Source organism: Marinobacter sp. F4206 (assembly GCF_019392195.1).
Lineage (GTDB): Bacteria > Pseudomonadota > Gammaproteobacteria > Pseudomonadales > Oleiphilaceae > Marinobacter.
In genome coordinates this window covers 1,721,681-1,740,079 of record NZ_JAHXKI010000002.1, presented here as the reverse complement: position 1 = coordinate 1,740,079, position 18,399 = coordinate 1,721,681, and the positions used below count along the sequence as shown (strand labels likewise).

9 protein-coding genes are annotated in these 18,399 nt (G+C 64.3%); 5 read left to right on the top strand and 4 right to left on the bottom strand.

Features of this window, described 5'->3' with window-relative positions; translation table 11 throughout:
• Positions 1-27 precede the first annotated feature (27 nt).
• Positions 28-399, top strand: coding sequence for a VOC family protein (locus KZO34_RS10315; RefSeq protein WP_219476223.1), 372 nt, complete (start codon positions 28-30; stop codon positions 397-399).
• Positions 400-412: 13 nt separating this feature from the next.
• Here the strand turns inward: KZO34_RS10315 and KZO34_RS10310 are convergent, their stop codons facing one another.
• The 3 genes from KZO34_RS10310 to KZO34_RS10300 form a co-directional block, all read right to left on the bottom strand.
• On the bottom strand, positions 413-2,665 hold the full coding sequence (locus KZO34_RS10310) for an ATP-dependent DNA helicase (protein ID WP_219476222.1): 2,253 nt from the start codon (positions 2,663-2,665) through the stop codon (positions 413-415).
• Entirely contained in the window at positions 2,662-4,368 is a 1,707-nt protein-coding gene (locus tag KZO34_RS10305) for a VRR-NUC domain-containing protein (RefSeq protein ID WP_219476221.1), read from the bottom strand. Before KZO34_RS10305 ends, KZO34_RS10310 begins: the two co-directional genes overlap by 4 nt.
• A 69-nt stretch (positions 4,369-4,437) precedes the next feature.
• Positions 4,438-4,872 carry a DUF4864 domain-containing protein gene (locus KZO34_RS10300; protein WP_219476220.1) on the bottom strand — a complete coding sequence of 145 codons (435 nt, stop codon included), beginning with the start codon at positions 4,870-4,872 and terminating at the stop codon, positions 4,438-4,440.
• A gap of 166 nt (positions 4,873-5,038) precedes the next feature.
• On the opposite strand from KZO34_RS10300, the gene recC reads away from it, so the two are divergent.
• The 3 genes from recC to recD are packed head-to-tail and all read left to right on the top strand — an operon-like array spanning position 5,039 to position 14,606.
• Positions 5,039-8,632 carry an exodeoxyribonuclease V subunit gamma gene (gene recC / locus KZO34_RS10295; protein WP_219476218.1) on the top strand — a complete coding sequence of 1,198 codons (3,594 nt, stop codon included), beginning with the start codon at positions 5,039-5,041 and terminating at the stop codon, positions 8,630-8,632.
• Positions 8,629-12,369, top strand: a complete 3,741-nt coding sequence (gene recB, locus KZO34_RS10290) for an exodeoxyribonuclease V subunit beta (protein WP_219476217.1) — start codon at positions 8,629-8,631, stop codon at positions 12,367-12,369. The genes recC and recB overlap by 4 nt, the downstream gene beginning before the upstream one ends.
• Complete coding sequence (recD, locus tag KZO34_RS10285; protein ID WP_219476216.1) at positions 12,366-14,606, top strand: exodeoxyribonuclease V subunit alpha; 2,241 nt, start codon at positions 12,366-12,368, stop codon at positions 14,604-14,606. The genes recB and recD overlap by 4 nt, the downstream gene beginning before the upstream one ends.
• Here the strand turns inward: recD and KZO34_RS10280 are convergent.
• Positions 14,593-16,410, bottom strand: a complete 1,818-nt coding sequence (locus KZO34_RS10280; protein ID WP_219476215.1) for an ABCB family ABC transporter ATP-binding protein/permease — start codon at positions 16,408-16,410, stop codon at positions 14,593-14,595. The two genes, recD and KZO34_RS10280, sit on opposite strands and share 14 nt — an antisense overlap.
• Positions 16,411-16,537: 127 nt before the next feature.
• Between KZO34_RS10280 and KZO34_RS10275 the strand changes: the two genes are divergently transcribed.
• Positions 16,538-18,328: an ABC transporter transmembrane domain-containing protein gene (locus KZO34_RS10275; RefSeq protein WP_219476214.1), complete on the top strand. Its 1,791-nt coding sequence runs from the start codon at positions 16,538-16,540 to the stop codon at positions 18,326-18,328.
• Positions 18,329-18,399 lie beyond the last annotated feature (71 nt).

The window sequence follows — 18,399 nt, the reverse complement described above, 5'->3', positions numbered from 1 at the left end:
ACCAAAACCCAAAGCGGAGCAAACAACATGATCGGATACGTCACCATCGGTGTCAGTGACATGGACAAGGCGAAGGCGTTTTACGCGGAACTGCTCGCCGATCTGGGCGCCAAGGTCCTGCTGGACATGGGCCGCATTGCCTTCATCGGCAAGAGCATGGGTTCACCCATGCTGGCGGTCTGCGAACCCTTCAACAAAGAGCCCAATCACCCGGGCAACGGCAATATGGTGGCGATCCATCCCGGCTCCAAAGAGGCGGTGGATGCCCATTACCACAAAGCCATCGAACTCGGAGCCAGCTGCGACGGCGAGCCGGGACAGCGGATCCCCGACCAGTTCTATGGTGCTTACGTAAAGGACCCGGACGGCAACAAGCTGGCGTTTTTCCACTTCGGGTAACGCCGCATCGCCGTCAGGTCTCAAACCACCAGCCAGGTAACAGATTCCGGGCTGGTGGTTTGAGAAACCGGTCGTCGATCAGCCAGATCACACCCTCGTCCTCAGGGGTACGAATCACCCGGCCCGCGGCCTGGGCCACTTTCTGCAGACCGGGGATCAGGTAAGTGTAGTCATAGCCGGCCCCGAAGCGCTGCTGCAGACGCGCCTTGAGAATCTCGTGCCAGGCATCAAAGGGCGGCAGGCCCAGGGTGGCGACAAAGGCTCCGATCAATTGGTCACCGGGCAGGTCAATGCCCTCGCTGAACACACCTCCGAGTACCGCAAACGCAACACTGCCACCGGGTTCCCGGAACCCGTCCAGGAAGGCCGCGCGTTGCTGCGGACTCATGCCTGGCTGCTGGGACCGTTGCGGAACCTCCGGCGCTTCCCGGGTCAGCGCGTCACTGACGGTATTGAGGTAACTGAAGCTGCTGAAGAACGCCAGGTAGTGTCCCGGCCGCTCCCGGAACTGCCCGGCAATCAGCTGCGCGATGGGTTGGGCCGACGCCTGCCGGTCCGCCTGACGGGTACTGATGTGGGGCGTGAAGTGCACCTGAAGCTGATCCGCGGTGAACGGGCTGGGCAGGGAGGTAAACCGGCTGTCGTCGGGCAGACCCAAAAGATCCCGGTAATAGACCCCGGGGCTGAGGGTCGCGGAAAACAGCAGCACCGAGCGGGCCGCCGCAAACCGTTCCCGCAGAAAGTCCGCCGGCACCAGGTTCTGGATGGTCACGCTGGCGCGACCCCGGCCGGTACGGCGGAACTCGCACAGGGAATGATCGCCGAAGGTATCGGCCAGCTTCATGAACGCCACGGATTCGAACAGCAGTTCCTGCAAGGCCAGGTCCGGCGGGTTGTCAGCCAGAAAGTCGGTCAGCGCGGAGACCAGTCCAAGCAGGCTGCCGACCAGCGCCGACGGCAGGCTGTCGAGGAACACCGGGGTGTCGCCGGCGTCGCCATGATCCCGGATAACGCCCTGCCAGGCCCGGGCCGTCCGGTCCAGGTGCGACTTAAGTACCCTCGGCGCGGTTTTCCGGATCCGCAACAGACGCTGCTGGTCCAGGCGCACCGAGTACATGCCCCGGGCGCGGTCCACCAGATTATGGGCCTCATCCAGCAGTACGGTGGCGTGCCACTGGTTCTGACGGATCAGACCGTGGAGCAGGGCAGACTGGTCAAACATCCGGTTGACGTCGCCGACCACCACATCGCTCCAGCGCGCCATCTCCTGTGCCAGGAAGTAGGGACAGATTCCGTGCCCGGCAGCGATTCGCGCCAGCACCGCCCGGGTCAGGGTAGTCCCGGTCTGAACCGCTTCCGCCCGGGCGTCCGGTAACCGGTCAAAGAACCCCTTCGCCAATGGGCAGGAATCTCCGTGGCAGGCCTTGTCCGGATGCTCACAGGCGTCGTCCTTGGACACCAGTTCCAGAGTCCGCAACGGCCAGTATTGCGGGTTGTCCTGGGCAGTACGCAGGCGCTCGATGGCATCAACCGCCAGCTGGCGCGCGGTGTTGCGACAGGTGAGGTAGTACAGCCGGTCCTGGCCCGCGGCCGGCATTGCCATCAGTGCTGGAAACAGGGTACCCAGGGTTTTGCCGAGGCCCGTGGGCGCTTCCAGCAACAGGGTGCCCGCCTGCATCGAATTCTTATAGACGGTTTCCGCCAGCTGGCGCTGGCGCGGCCGGAACGCCGGAAAGGGAAACCGCAGGCCCGTCAGTCGGGCGTCCCGCCGTTCCCGATGATGCTCCTCCTGCGCCGCCCAGGTCCGGAACTGATCACACAAGGCTTCCAGTTCCTGCCAGAGTTCGACCGCCGTGGCGGTTTCGGTGATCGGCGTCTCTTTGTCCTTGCCGGTGTCGTAATACACCAGGGTCAGTTCCAGTTTCTTCAGGTTCTCCTGACGACAGAGCAATGCCCCGTAGGCGCGTAACTGAGCCCGGTGCAGGGCCCGCTGGTGTTCCCGGATACGGGACAGGTCGCCCCGGTGGGTCTTGATCTCCTCCAGCCGGCCGCGATGCGGATGATAGCCATCCGCTCGACCCGAAAGCTTCAAACCCAGGCATTCCCCGGTGAGTAAATACTCGCTCTCATAACCATACCCGCGCCGGGCCTGGATCGACTGGTGGCCGGCTATGCCCTCCTCGGAACTGGGCGCCGGGGTATAGCGGAAATCCAGATCGCCACGGCGAGCGGCAAATTCACACAGGGTACGGACGGCAACCTTCACCCAGACTCTCCGTCGCTTTGCCAGCGTACATAACAGACGCTGGCGGCAATGCCGTTACCGGCGAAAAACGCCAGCCACCGAACCTGGTGGTCCTGCAGTCGATCCCCCGGGCCTTTCACCTCGATCATCCGGTAGCGAGCCTCGGTGGGCCGGGACGCCGGGTAGAACTGGATCAGATCCGGGAACCCGCTGCGGTGTTCCCGGATGTTCAACAGCAGACGCTCGAACAGAATCCGCAGGTCTCGGGCCGGAATGCATTCCAGCGCCAGAGTTACCAGCTCCCCAGTCAGCACCGGCCAGATCACGAACGGGTTGGCGACGCCCTGCTTGGCCGCATAATTGTCCAGGATGACCCGGCGATAGCCGCCATCCTCCAGCAAGGCAAAACACCGATCGAACGACGACTGGCGGCGGGCGACAAAATCCTCGCGGGTGAGGTCGGCCGGACCGGTGTGAAACGGATGGAAAAAGGCGCCGGGGATGGCGGTGAAAATGGTCTGCCAGCATAGCAGCCCGAACAGGCCGTTGATCAGGGTGTTCTCCACGTAGAAAACCGGAGCGTCGTCCCGGCTCAGGGCATCCCGCGCCGCCAGCTCCACCGACCCCGACGGCGGTGGTGGCAGGGTAAGGGTGAGCGTCTCGATCGGAGGTTCCCGGGTGACCCGGGGCGACGGTGCCCCCATTCGGGATGCCAGGCGTTTCAGGAGTCGGCCCAGCCCCTGGGCCTCGGCATCACTCAGGTCCTCGGTCTGCCAGCTCCGGGCCAGGTCCCAGGCCTCGTCAAAGCGCTTCATGCGTTCCAGCAGCCGCAGTCGCTTCAGCCGGGCTTCGCGGTGGCCACTGGCGGTGAGGGCTTCGAGGGCCAGGGTCCGGTCACCCTGGCGTTCGGCCTGTCGGCCCAGCTCCAGCAACAACCGGTCCCGGCGGCTGGAGAGCCAGGGATTCTCCGAAGCCGCGGGCACATCCGCCCACACGGCATCGGCCGGAACACCGGCATCCAGCCGTTCCCGGCAATCGTGCATGGCCAGGTAGCAGTCCACGTCCTCGCGCTGATGGAAGGCCCGGGAGTCCGGCGACAGGGTTACCCGCTCATAGCGTTGGTGACCGAGCTCCACCAGCACGAAATCGGACCAGCTCTGGCGCAGGTTCCCAAAGAACATCAATCGGATCCGGTCGAACAGGGCCATGTGCTGCACCCGGACCACCGGTGCCTGATCGGGGCCAAGCCAGTCCGGCACTGGCAGGGCATGGGCGTACCGGGGTCGCAGGACCTCACGCAACCGGGCCTTGGCCAGGGTCTTCGGGAGACCCTGACGAGTCAGCTCGTCGGCAAACACCGGTCTTAGTTCCGCCAGGGTATAAAGCCGGAAGAGATCATCCAGGCCCAGCATCGGCTCGGCATCCAGCCAGCCCTGGTTCACCAGTTCCACCAGGGCCTCGGCTTCGGGTACGGTCAGTTCCGGGTAGTTGAGTTTGTCAGCCCGGAACAGCTCTCCGGTGCGCATCACCATCCGGGTAAGCAATGCGCGCGCGGACCGGGACAGATCGAAAAAGGCGTTCAGGCGGGCGTATTCGGTCGTCAGCAACAGGTCTCGGTGGTGCGTCGCAACCCAGCGCAGCACCGTTTCCATGTTTTCCAGGTAGTACAGGGGATTGTCAAGATCCGCGGTCTGGGGCCGTGAGTCCTGGGGCTGTGTGTTCATAGGGGATCTGGGTGACCTTGACGCTGAGGGTTATCCGGCCCCCAACTCTACGACGACCGGCCCGGTGGCTCAAATCCCCAGTTCGGCAGGCTGCACTCGCACGCCCGCCACTTTCCATTCGCCTTCGATCAGTATCATCCGGTAGTAGGCATCCCAGCGCTTGCCCTCGGGACCTTGCAACCGGACCACCTGGATCTCGAACGGACCGTGGGGCACCCGTTCCGCAAACTCGATGGCAGTGGCCCGGTGAACGGCCGGGTAGGCCTCCCGGACCATGCTGAGAAATACGTCGGAAGAGCCAAAACGGCGTTTGATGCCTTCGGACGCAATCGTCCAGGCCGCCTCCTCATCGTCGTTGGCAAACGCTTCGATCTGCAGGAGGATGACGTTACGGATAGCGGTATCCTTATCCTCTGCCCGAAGTACCGATGACGTGACCGCAATCACCAATGTCAGGAACCATATCGGCCATCGGATCAAGGTGGCAGATGCACTGGTTTTCATGAGAGGAATCCTCCTCAATGAACCCTTCTACAGCTTACGCCTATTCTGGGGGGACAGATGCTTTTTTTGATCAAAAAACAGGCGACCTAAATCGCAGTCTGAATCCAACGCCACATGCGGTAACCTGTGGCATCAGGATTGTACTGACTACCCGACAAGGATCCCCATGGCCGATCGCTCCGCCATTGAACCCGGCTTTCACGCCATTCACGCCAATCACCTCGAAGACCTGCGACGGGCCGTGGTGTTTATCTGCCAACAAACGCCATTGCCACCGCTGGAAAGCGAAACCTTCCTGGTTCAGAGCAATGGCATTGCCCAGTGGCTGAAGCTGGCGCTGGCCGAGAAACGGTCGGAGGACGGCAGTGGCGGGGGATTGGGCATTGCCGCCGGCATGGACTTCCTGTTTCCCGCCCGTTTTATCTGGCAGGCCTACCGGGCGGTCCTGCCAGCGGGAGAGGTACCGGAGCAATCGCCGTTCGACAAGCGCCGACTGGTCTGGCGCCTGTACCGACTGTTGCCGGAACTGGTGGGCGAGGATGCCGTCTTCACCCCTCTGGCTCGCTTTCTCGAGGGCACCGATCCGGACTTGCGGGATTTCCAGCTGGCCGAGAAAGTGGCCGACCTGTTCGACCAGTATCAGGTGTTCCGGGCGGACTGGCTCAGTGCCTGGGAGCAGGGCCGGGATGTGGTGATCACTGCCCGCAACGAGGAAAAACCGCTGGACGAAGAGCGACGCTGGCAGCCCGTGCTGTGGCGGCGTCTGGTTGAGGATATCGGTGCCGAGGCCCACACCAGCCGGTCACAGATCCACACCCGGTTCATGGCGCTCGGACAATCAGCAACGGCCCCGGCCAACCCGGATCGACTGCCCAGACGTATCGTGGTGTTCGGGGTCTCCTCCCTGCCACGCCAAGCCCTGGAAGCGCTGTACGTGCTCAGCCGGTTCAGTCAGGTGGTGTTGTGTGTGCATAACCCCTGTCAGTTCTACTGGGCCGACATCATCAGTGACCGGGAACTGCTCAAGGCCGAACGCAAGCGCGGGATCGCCCACCCGGCCCTCTCGCAGATCGGTGATCCGGACCAGCTGCACCAGCACGCCAATCCGCTGCTGGCCGCCTGGGGCAAACAGGGCCGGGATTACATCCGGCTGCTGGATGAATTCGACAATCCCGAGGAGTACCGTGACCGGTTCCGGACTCCAGACCAGAAAATCGATATCTTTTCCGAACATGGTGAGGCGTCCTGTCCCCGCCTGCTGCACCAGCTCCAGAACGACATCTACCACTTGACCCCGCTTCAGGACATTCGCAACGAGCAGCGGCAGGTGGATCTGGCCGAGGATCACACCCTGGTCTTCCACGACGCCCACAGCCCCCAGAGGGAAGTGGAGATCCTGCATGACCAGCTGCTGGCTGCTTTCAACGCCGACCCGGACCTGCGTCCGCGGGACATTATCGTCATGGTGCCGGACATCAACATCTATGCGCCACACATTCAGGCCGTGTTCGGGCGCTACCCGGCTGGTCGCAAACGCCACATTCCCTTCACCATCTCGGATCAGGGCCAGCGCCATCATGAACCGGTGCTGATTGCCCTCGAAACCCTGATGTCCCTGCCACGCAGCCGGTTCGCCGTGAGTGAAATCATCAGCCTGCTGGAAGTACCCGGTATCCGTGACCGTTTCGGCATCACCGAGGATGAGATTCCCCTGGCCCGACGCTGGGTCGAGGGTGCCAACATCCGCTGGGGCCTGCACGGCGCACACCGGGAAAGCCTGGCATTGCCCGGCAATCTGGACCGCAACACCTGGCAGGCGGGGCTCCGCGCGATGTTGCTCGGTTACGGTATGGGTGAGGATGAGCCCTGGGCCGGGGTCCAGCCCTATGGCGAGATCGGTGGCCTTCAGGCGAGCCTGGCCGGCCGGCTGAACGACTTCGTGCACCAGCTCGAGAAACTCTGGCAGGAGCTCCAGGAACCACGTTCGCCGAGCGGATGGGAAGCCCTGTTTTCGGCGATGCTGGGCCAGTTTTTCGACCAGCTGGAAGGCACCGACCTGTTGCTGCTGAACCGGTTCCGCCGGCAACTGGAGCAATGGCTGGACGATGCCCTGGCTGCCGGCCTGGAGCAGCAGCGTCTGCCCCTGAACATCGTCAGGGACGTGCTGCTGCAGGGTCTGGATGAGGGCGGCCTGAACCAGCGGTTCCTCGCCGGCAAGGTGAACTTCGCCACCCTGATGCCTATGCGCGCAATTCCCTTTCGGCGGGTGTGCCTGCTGGGTATGAACGACGGCGATTACCCCCGGTCGAGGCCCCCGGTGGATTTTGACCTGATGGCCGAGGATTACCGCCCGGGCGACCGTTACCGCCGGGAGGACGACCGCTACCTGTTCCTCGAGGCGTTGCTGTCGGCTCGGGAGCAGCTGTACATCAGTTGGGTCGGCCGCAGCATCCGCGACGACTCCGAGCGGCCGCCCTCGGTGCTGGTCGGGCAACTTCGGGATCATCTCGACAACCTCTGGCAGCTACCAGACGACGCCCGGACCCCTGTCTCCCAGGCACTGACCACCGAACACCCGCTGCAACCGTTCAGCCGGGCCTATTTTCCCCCCGCCAACGGCGGGCAGGGCGGGGACGATGGGGCGCCAAATCCGGTGCCGGAGGTGCTCCGGGCAGGCAACCTGTTCACCTACGAGCGCGAGTGGCGAACCGCCCATGCCGAGGAGGCAATCGCAGCGGCGCAATCGCCCCTGCCGTACCAGGCCCCGGAAGAGCCCATCACCCTCAATGACCTCGCTCAGTTCCTGAAAAAGCCCATCGACACCTTTTACCAGCGCCGACTGCAGGTGCGTTTCGAGGCGGTGGAGGACGAGGACACGGACAACGAGAACTTCGACCTGAACGGACTGGATCGCTGGCGTCTGGATAACGAACTGATCCAGGCGAGCGTGCTGAAGGCCGCCTCGGAAGATGAACTGTTCGACCGACTGGAACACACTCTGGACCGGATGGCCCGGCGCGGGGATCTGGGCATGGGGGTCACCGAACACCGGCTGCGCTCCGAGCTGTCGGGCCGGGTGCCGGACCTGTTCGAACGCTACCGGGCCACGCTGGCCGACTGGCCGGAGGTCCTGGCGGAACCCCGGGTCCTCGACTACCGGTTCAGCAACGACACCGGGACCGTCGAGCTGGTGGACCTGATCGACGGGCTGCGCACCAATCACCAGGGCGACCTGTGCCGCCTGGTCATTGCAACGTCGAGCTTGCTATCGGGCTCTGCCGGTGGACGACGGGTGCGCTACGCCAACCTGTTGCCGGACTGGGTCCGGCACCTGGCCGGCCAGCTCACCGGCCAATCGTTCGAAACCCTGGTGCTGGCCAAGGAGGAGGGCAGGAAATTCCGTTTCGCGCCGCTGTCACCGGAGGTGGCCCGAGCCCACCTGGACGCCATTCTGGCCCGCTGGATGGAAGCCACCACCCGCGTCCTGCCCCTGCAATGCGACGCGGGCTTCGCCTGGATCTACAGTTTCTACCAGAGCAAGAAATACCGCGGTGACCATGATCGGGCCATCGCCGATGCCGGGCAGGCGTACTCCAATGCCCTCGACCGGGACACCGGCTACCTGCGCGGTGGCTTCGAATCCCCGGCCGATCTGCTCGCCGGCGACGAATTCGAAGCACTGCTGCACGCACTGTATGTCCCCCTCTGGGAGGCCGAACAGGACACCACCGCGGCGGCCGCCATCGAGGCACTGGTATGAGTAACGAGATGACCAATCGCAACCCCAACCTGGATCCGCTGACCCTGCCCCTGAACGGCAGCACCCTGATCGAAGCCAGCGCCGGGACCGGCAAGACCTTCACCATTGCCATCCTGTACGTACGCCTGGTACTGGGCCACCGGCAACCGGAAGACAGCCCACTGGCCCAGGGAATGTTGCCGCCAAACCTGCTGGTGGTGACCTTTACCGATGCCGCCACCAAGGAGCTGCGGGACCGTATCCGGACCCGGCTGACCCAGGCCGCGGACGTGTTTTCCGACACCTCGGATCACGCGGCGGCGTCACCGGAAACCGCGCTGATTTACCAGTTACGGGATGACAGTTACCCGGACCCGGCGAGCTGGCCCGAGTGCCGAAAGAAATTGCTGCTGGCGGCCGAATGGATGGACGAGGCGGCGGTCTCCACCATCCACGCCTGGTGCAACCGCATGCTCAGCGAGCACGCCTTCGACAGCGGCAGCCTGTTCAAGCTGACCCTGGAAACCGACCAGAGCGATCTGCTGGACGACGTGGTCCGGGATTACTGGCGCACGTTCATCTACCCCCTCCCGAGCCAACTGATGGAGGAAGCCCTGGGTCACTGGCGCACGCCGATCGAATTGCGCCAGGCCGTGCGCAACCTGATTCCCGAGGCCCGGAGCCTGGCGACGCCGGACGGCGACGTGACCGCGGCCATTGAGGCCGTCCAGCGCCGGCGGCTTGACCGCGCACGGGAACTGAAGGGCTACCCCTGGGCCAGTTGGAAAGACGAGGTACTGGAACTCCTGGACACACTGCACCAGAGCAAGCGCCTCCACGGGGGCAGCAAGAAAACCATGGTCGCGGCCTGGGACACCCTACTGGCCTGGGCAGCCTCGGACGACCTCTACCCAAACGGCCTGGACAAGGCGGGCTTCCAGAACCAGACACCGGCGGTGTTGCCCACCAAACTCAAGGGCGACGAGCCGGCGCCGGAGCACCCGGCCTTCGACGCCATCGCCGAGCTGATTGCGTTCAGCCAGAATCTGCCCAGCGCCGAGGCCGACATTCTCAGGCACGCCACCGGCTGGGTTGCCCAGCGCCTGGAAGCCGAAAAGCAACAGCGCTCGGAAATGGGCTTTGACGATCTGCTCACCCGGCTGGACGAGGCCCTGAACGGCCCCCGCGGGGACCAGCTCGCGGCCACCATTCGCCGGCAGTTCCCGGTGGCGCTGATCGACGAATTCCAGGATACCGATCCGGTCCAGTACCGCATCTTCAATCGCATCTACCGGGTAGCGGACAACCACCCGCACACCTGCCTGCTGATGATCGGGGATCCCAAGCAGGCCATCTACGGCTTCCGGGGTGCCGATATCTACACCTACCTGGAAGCCCGCGAGGGCGCCCGTGAACGCACCTACACCCTGGGCCGCAATTTCCGCTCGGCCGAGCCCATGGTCCGGGCCGTTAACCGGATTTTCACCTACGCGGACCAGACCAGTCGCGACGGCGCCTTTCTGTTCGGTCAGGGTGATACCTCGCCGTTGCCGTTCCAGGGTGTGAACGCCAACGGCACCAAGCGGCTTTGGGCGGTTGACGGCGCGGTGCGGCCCAGCCTGACGTTCTGGACCTTGGACAGCGAAGACGCCCCCGGCGGCAAATCGCGGGGCCTGGCCAAGGGCGCGGCGACGGCGGATCTGGCCGAGACCTGCGCCAGCGAGATTGCCCACCTGCTGGCCCTGGGCCAAGAGGGCCGGGCCGGCTTTGCGCTGACCGCTGATCCGGCCGATGTGCAGCCGGTCAGGCCCAGCGACATCGCCATTCTGGTCAACAACCGCAATGAAGCCAGCGCCGTCCGCCAGGCCCTGGGTGAGCGACGGATCAAGAGCGTGTACCTGTCCGACCGGGACTCGGTGCTGACCTCACCCGAAGCCGCCGAGGTGCTGTGCTGGCTCCGGGCCTTTGCCGAACCTCGCCAGCTGGGCCTGGCTCGGGCGGCCCTGGCCACCCCGACGCTGGCCCAATCCTGGCAATCCCTGAACCGCCTGCTGACCGACGAGATCGCCCTCGAACGGGAGATTGAACGCTTCATGGGCTACCACCAGCAGTGGCAAAGCCAGGGCGTACTGCCCATGCTGCGCAGCTTCCTGATGGACTTCGACGTGCCCGGGCGATTGTTGCAACGGCCGGACGGCGAACGGCGCCTGACCGACATCCTGCACATTGCCGAACTGCTGCAGCAGGACAGTCTGCAACTGGACGGCGAACACGCCCTGGTTCACCACTTCACCCAGATCCTGCGCGCCGCGGACGACGAGGACGAACATCGCACCCTGCGGCTGGAAAGCGACGCCGGACTGGTGCAGGTCATTACCGTGCACAAATCCAAGGGCCTGGAATACCCGCTGGTGTTCCTGCCCTTCGGCACCTCGTTCCGCGCCCAGAGTGAAAACCAGGCCTGGGTGCGCTACCACGATGCCAGTGGCCAGCTGGTCACGGTTTTCGACCCGACCGCGGCCGACATCGCCCAGGCCGATCGGGAACGTCTGGGTGAGGATATCCGCAAGCTTTACGTGGCCCTGACCCGGGCCCGGTTCGCCACCTGGGTCGGGGTGGCAGCCATTGATCAGTGGTCCCGGAGCGGGCTCGGCTATCTGGTGGCAGGCCAGAGCGGGGCTGACAGCGCTGGCCAGCCGGTCGTGACCGGCTGCCTGGAACCGCTGGCCCGGGGCGAGGCGGCCATCGCCGTGACCCCGATGCCGGAATCGACCGATACCTGCTACCACCAGCCCGAGCCGGAAGCCCTGGGTCCGGCGCTGATTTCCAGTCGGGAGGCGAGGGAAGACTGGTGGATTGCCAGTTACTCGTCGATCGAGTACACCGGCATGAGCGGGACCGGCATTGTCTTTACCGGGGAAGTCGAAGACGCCGAAACCCAGAACCTGCTGGAGGAGAGCGCCCAGGCCACGGACGACGCTTTCCCGGAAACCCCGGCCACCGGCGATCATCACCAGTTTCCCCGCGGGGCCGGCCCCGGCACCTTCCTGCATGACGTGCTGGAATGGTGCAGCCAGCAAGGATTCCGGACCATTGTGGATAACCCGTCGCTGCTGCGGGACTATCTCTCCCGACGTTGCAGCACCCGCGGCTGGGGCGACTGGGTGGCGCCTCTTGAGCGGTGGTTGCTGGGCCTTATTCGCCAGCCACTGCCGCTGCAGCGCGGCTCATCCGAGCGGGCGAGTCTCGCCGACCTGACCCAGCTGCGACCGGAACTCGAATTCTGGTTCGAGAGCCGCAACGTCAGCACCCGAACCCTGGACAGCCTGGTCAAGGATCATACCCTAAACCGGGCCGACCGACCCCAGGCCGAACCCGGCCGCTTCAACGGCATGCTCAAGGGCTTTATCGACCTGGTGTTCGAGTACCAGGGGCAGTATTACGTGCTCGACTACAAGTCCAATACCCTGGGCGAAGACGACCACGCCTACACCGATCAGGCCATGGGCGAAGCCATTCTGGACAAGCGTTACGACCTTCAGTACGTGCTCTACCTGCTCGCGTTGCACCGGCTGCTGAAGGCGCGGTTGCCGGATTACGATTACGACCGTCACGTCGGTGGCGCGGTCTACCTGTTCCTGCGCGGCTATCGGGCCGCCAATGCCGGTGCGTTTACCGACAAGCCGCCCAGACACCTGATCGAACGGCTGGACGCCCTGTTCGATGGCCAACACGGACCCGGGGAGGCCGCCGCATGAGCAGAACCCGCCATTCCGACCAGCAGTTCGCGCTGGACCTGGATACCGAAACCCAGGGGCCAACTGGATCCGTGCCGGCGATCGATACCCGGCAGCTGTTTACCTGTGCCGATACCATGGACGAGCTGCTGGATCACTGGCAGCAACGGGACTGGCTACGGCCACTGGACGTCGGCTTTGCCCGGCTGATCCGCACACTGTCGGAAGAGCAGGGCGAATCATCCTCGCCGTTGGTGGTGCTGCTCGCCGCGCTGGTGTCCCATCAGGTGGGGCGGGGCCATGTCTGCGTGGATCTCACCAACCTGCTGCAGGATGCCGACGCCACACTGGCCCTGCCACCTGACGATGCCAAGCCCGTTGGCACCGACGAGGAGGCAGCCACCGGAGCGACCCCGGCGCCCGGTAACGTCCTCGCCAGGATCAGCCTGAATGACTGCCTTGAGGCGTTGGCTGGATCCTCAGCGGTAAGTGAGGGTTCACTCACGACGCCGTTGGTGCTGAACGACACTCGCCTGTACCTGCGTCGGCTCTGGCATTACGAGCGGCAGATCGCCGACGGCATCCGGGCCCGGCTGGCGCTGACGTCCCCGCTGGCAGACCCCAGCTCCGAAATGGCAGCGACCCTGGCTGAGGCCTTGGAAACCCTGTTTGGCAGACACCCCGGAGTCGATTACCAGAAGCTCGCCTGTGCGCTGGCCGCCCGGAACCGGTTTGCGGTGATCACCGGTGGGCCCGGCACCGGCAAGACCACGACCGTGGTCAACCTGCTGGCCGCCCTGCAGTCGGTCGCCAGCCAGTCAGCTCAGCGGGACGGGCGGAAATACCGGATCCGGCTGGCCGCCCCCACAGGAAAGGCCGCCGCCCGCCTGAACGAATCCATCGGCGGCGCCACCAACCGACTGCCGCTGGATCGGCTGCCCGGACAGGTCAGCCTCGACGATATCCCGACTCGGGTGACCACCCTGCATCGATTGCTCGGCAGCCGCCCCGATACCCGTCGGTTCCGCCATAACCGGGACAACCCCCTGCTGGTGGACATCCTGGTGATCGACGAGGCGTCCATGGTCGACGTCGACCTGATGGCTTCTGTGTTCGAGGCATTGCCGGCGAGTGCGCAGTTGATCCTGCTGGGTGACAAGGACCAGCTGGCCTCGGTAGACGCGGGCGCGGTTCTGGGCGAGCTCTGTCAGCGCGCAACAGCCGCCCATTACACCCCGGATACCGCCGGCTGGCTGAACGCGGTCATCGGCGCGACGCTACCGGATGCGCTGCTGGACTCTGAGGGTCAAAGGCTGGACCAGGCGGTTGCCATGCTGCGCACCAGTTACCGGTTCGGTGAGGGCAGTGGCATTGGCAAACTCGCGGAAGCGGTCAACACCAACGCCCTGGATGCGCCCATGCTCGCGGCCTGTCGCAACGGGAGTTTCGACGATGTGATCTGGCTCAACGGCGACACCCCGACACCGGCCACGGACGAGACCCTGGCCCGGATCGCCGACCATGCCATCTCGGGCAGCCCCGTGGCCTTCCGCAACGGGGGCGAGGGACGCCAGGTGAACGCTCAGCCTCTGCCGCCGCCGGTGGGTTATGGCCATTACCTGTCATTGCTGAACACCCACGCGCTCACCGAAGAGAGTGGACGGGAGGCCTGGGATGAACTGGCGCGGCAGACGCTCAAGGCGTTCTCGGATTTCCAGGTACTCTGTGCGCTGCGCAAGGGCCCCTGGGGTGTGGACGGCATCAACAACCTGGTGGCGCGCCAGTTGCTGGCCCACAAGCTGATTCCAAAGGCCGAAGGCTGGTATCCGGGCCGGCCGGTGCTCGTCACCGGCAACGATTACAACCTGGGACTGATGAACGGGGATATCGGCATTACCCTGTCGGTGCCCTGGGACCGGGACGACAACGGCCAACCGAAGCATACGCTGCGCGTGGCCTTTCCCGCCGCCGATGGCAGCGATGACATCCGCTGGATCTCCCCTAGCCGGCTGCAGCAGCTGGAAACCGTGTACGCGATGACGGTGCACAAGTCCCAGGGATCGGAGTTCAACCACACCTGCCTGGTGCTACCGGACCGGATCAGTCCGGTGATGACCCGGGAACTGATCTACACCGGGATTACCCGGGCCCGCAACTGGTTCAGCCTGATCACCGGCGACGCCGGGGTCTTCCAGGACAGCGCCAAACAGCAGGTGGTGCGGGCCTCGGGCCTGGCCCGGGGACTCATCGGGCGCTAGCGTCCGGCCCGGCCTCATCACCGCCGTCGTGTTGTTGCTCCCAGAGCCGGGCGTAGTGGCCCTGCCGGGCCAGCAGATCGTTGTGGTGCCCGCTCTCGACGATACGGCCACCATCCATCACCAGAATGGTGTCGGCATCGCGGATGGTGGACAGCCGGTGGGCGATCACCAGGGTCGTACGCTGCCGGCTGACTTCCCGTAGCGCCCCGAGAATGGCCTGTTCCGAGAGCGAATCCAGCGAGGAAGTGGCTTCGTCCAATATCAACAGTGGCGGATTCTTCAGGATGACCCGGGCGATGGCGACCCTCTGTTTTTCGCCCCCGGACAGCTTCAGACCCCGTTCGCCAACCCGGGTTTCATAACCTTCCGGCAGGCTGTGGATAAAGGTTTCCAGGTGGGCCATGCGGGCGGCCTGATGGACCTCCGCTTCGGTGGCCCCGGGCCGGCCGTAGGCCAGGTTGCGATAGAGGGTGTCGTTGAACAGGACGGTATCCTGGGGCACCACGCCAATGGCCGCGCGCAGGCTGTCCTGGGTGACGCGCCGGATATCCTGGCCGTCGATACGGATGGCGCCGGCATCGACGTCGAAAAACCGGAAGAACAAGCGCGCCAGGGTGGACTTGCCCGCGCCACTGGCGCCAACAACGGCAACCGTGTGGCCGGCGGGGATGCGGAAATACACATCGTTCAGGATCGGTCGGTCGGCCCGGTAGGCGAAGTGGACATGGTCAAACTCCACCTCCCCCTTGGCAACGGCCAGGGGTGTCGCGTCCGGGGCATCCTCGATGCCCGGCTGGTCACCGAGCAGACCGAACAGGCGTTCGACATTGACCAGGGCCTGGCGGATCTCGCGATAGACAAAGCCGAGGGCATTGAGAGGGATGAACAGCTGGAGCAGGTACGCGTTGATCATGGTGAAATCCCCGAGGGTAATCGCGCCGCTGGCGACCTCGCGTACCGCCATCGCCATGATCACAATCAGGGCCACGCCGATAATCAGGGCCTGCCCCGTATTCAGCACCGCCAGTGACAGGCGGTTTTTCAGGCGAGCCTGCTCCCAGTCCTGCAGGTCGCGGTCGTACAGCTCGGCTTCGAAGGCTTCGTTGTTGAAGTATTTGACGGTTTCATAGTTGAGCAGACTGTCCACCGCCCGGGAATTGGACTGGTTGTCCCGGGCATTGGCCTCGCGCACAAACCGGGTTCGCCATTCGGTAACCCGGATGGAAAACAGCACGTACACCACGACCGCCACCAGAATCGCCAGGACGTACCCGACGTTGAACACCACCAGCAGGATGCCAGCGACCATCAGGATTTCCAGCAGGGTAGGGACGATGTTGAACAGCGTGAAGCGCAACAGGAAACTGATGCCGTTGGTGCCGCGCTCAATATCCCGGGCCAGACCACCGGTCTTGCGATCCAGATGAAACGCCAGCTCCCGGTTGTGCAGGTGCCGGAAGACCCGCAGGGATACCTGGCGCATGGCGCGCTCGGCAACCCGGGCAAACACCGCATCCCTGAGCTCACTGAACAGGGTGGCGCCGAAACGCAGCAGGCCATAGGCGACCACCAGCAATACCGGGATCCACAGCAGCAGCTCGCCGCTTCGGTTCTGATCCAGATAGTCGACGATGTACTTGAGTGCCACCGGCGTTGCCACCGTCGCGACCTTCGCCAGAACCAGCAGTACAAGGGCGAGGATCACCCGTCCGCGGAATTCCGCGAGGTAGGGCCAGAGCCCGGCAATGACTTTCCAGTCCGGTTTGTGATGGGCGGGATAATCGTTGTCGGCGTAGGCGCGCACAGAAAATTCCTTGTCTGACAGGGCAAAGCAACGGCAGGAACCGTATGATGATGAAGCCCGGGCGATGGAACCGACCGGACCCGGCGTTAGAGTGTACCGCAATCCCGGTTGCGTTAACGCCGGCCGAATGTACGTTGAACCCAGGAGGCAGATCATCAACACCCGACATCGTCAGGCCCTGAGACTGGTTATCGAGTTTATCCGGCCGTATCGGAAGGCCGTAGTCGGAGCGCTGGTGGCCCTGGTGGTCACCGCGGGCATCACGCTGGGGCTGGGGCAGGGACTGCGCATCCTGGTGGACCAGGGCCTGGCAACCGAATCGCCCGCCATGCTGGCCCGCGCCATCGGCCTTTTTTTTGTGCTCGTGCTTGGGCTCGCCTTCGGCTCCTTCGCCCGGTTTTACCTGGTGTCCTGGATCGGCGAACGGGTGGTGGCGGACATCCGCAAGAAGGTGTTTAACCACCTGATCGACCTGCACCCGGGCTTCTTCGAGCAGAACCGGGCCCTGGAAATCCAGTCCCGGTTCACCGCCGACACCACGGTGCTGCAGTCGGTGATCGGCTCTACCGTCTCCATTGCCCTGCGCAATGCGCTGATGCTGGTTGGCGGCCTGATCCTGCTGTTCGTCACCAATGCCAAGCTCGCCAGCATCATCCTGCTGGGATTCCCCCTGGTGATTGCTCCAATCCTGTTTTTTGGCCGGCGGGTCCGACAGCTGGCACGTCTGAGCCAGGATCGGGTTGCCGATGTCGGCAGTTATGTCGGTGAGAACCTGACCCAGATAAAAACCGTTCAGGCGTTCAATCATCAGCCCCACGACCGTCGGTTTTTCGCCGAAGTGGCGGAGAAAGCCTTCGCGATCGCCCGGGAACGGATCCGTCAGCGTGCCTGGCTGACCACGCTGGCCATCTCACTGGTCATGGGTGCCGTTGGCGTGGTGATCTGGATCGGAGGCCTGGATGTGATTCACGGCCGGATTTCACCGGGCGAACTGGCCGCATTCGTGTTCTACAGCCTGCTGGTCGGGGTCGCCGCCGGGGCGATCAGTGAGGTGATTGGTGAACTGCAGCGGGCCGCCGGGTCGGCGGCAAGGCTGTTCGAGTTGCTCCGGACCCCGGCCGCCTTTGTTCAGGCGGCTGAAGGTACCGGAAGCCAAGCCCTGCCGCCCCGGGTAGAGGGTGCCATCAAGATCCAATCCCTCACCTTTTATTATCCCGGGCGCCAAGCGCTACCGGCGCTCGCGGAGTTCTCGCTGGCGATTCAGGCCGGGGAGACCCTGGCCCTCGTAGGACCGTCCGGGGCCGGAAAATCGACCCTGTTCGACCTGCTGTTGCATTTCTACCAACCCGATCAGGGCCGCATTCTGATTGATGGCCTGGACGCCAACACACTGTGGCTGGCCGACCTGCGCCGGTGCTTCGCCCTGGTGCCGCAGAATCCGGCGCTGTTTCATGGCACAGTGGCGGACAACGTCCGTTACGCCCGGCCCGATGCCAGCCTCGAGGATGTGATTGAGGCCGCCCGGGTCGCCCACGCCCATGAGTTCATTGAGGATCTTCCGCAGGGCTACGATACCCGACTGGGCGACGCCGGGCTGGGCCTGTCCGGAGGCCAGAAACAACGTCTGGCCATTGCCAGGGCGCTGCTGGCCAATGCGCCTATACTGTTATTGGATGAGGCCACCAGTGCCCTGGACGCCGAGAGTGAACACCTGATTCAAGAGGCCATGCCGGCGTTGACGGAGGGCCGGACCACGCTGGTCATTGCTCACCGGCTGGCAACCGTGCGGGACGCCGATCGGATTGCCGTCCTGGACCAGGGCCGCTTGCTGGCCGTCGGCAGCCACGAGGAATTGATGCGCAGCAACGAGCTGTACCGGCGTCTGGCCCGGCTGCAATTCCGTGACGAGACCACCTGAGTTCGGGCAAACACCACGATGGTCGGTTTGTGGTTCCTGCCCGTACTCCTTACACTGACTAGTGAACGATT

What these genes read in the sequence shown, in the direction of transcription:
- recC (WP_219476218.1), top strand. Translation starts at nt 5,039, where the DNA reads ATGGCCGATCGCTCCGCCATTGAACCCGGCTTTCACGCCATTCACGCC.
- KZO34_RS10305 (WP_219476221.1), bottom strand. Translation starts at nt 4,368, where the DNA reads ATGAACACACAGCCCCAGGACTCACGGCCCCAGACCGCGGATCTTGAC.
- KZO34_RS10300 (WP_219476220.1), bottom strand. Translation starts at nt 4,872, where the DNA reads ATGAAAACCAGTGCATCTGCCACCTTGATCCGATGGCCGATATGGTTC.
- recB (WP_219476217.1), top strand. Translation starts at nt 8,629, where the DNA reads ATGAGTAACGAGATGACCAATCGCAACCCCAACCTGGATCCGCTGACC.
- recD (WP_219476216.1), top strand. Translation starts at nt 12,366, where the DNA reads ATGAGCAGAACCCGCCATTCCGACCAGCAGTTCGCGCTGGACCTGGAT.
- KZO34_RS10275 (WP_219476214.1), top strand. Translation starts at nt 16,538, where the DNA reads ATGTACGTTGAACCCAGGAGGCAGATCATCAACACCCGACATCGTCAG.
- KZO34_RS10315 (WP_219476223.1), top strand. Translation starts at nt 28, where the DNA reads ATGATCGGATACGTCACCATCGGTGTCAGTGACATGGACAAGGCGAAG.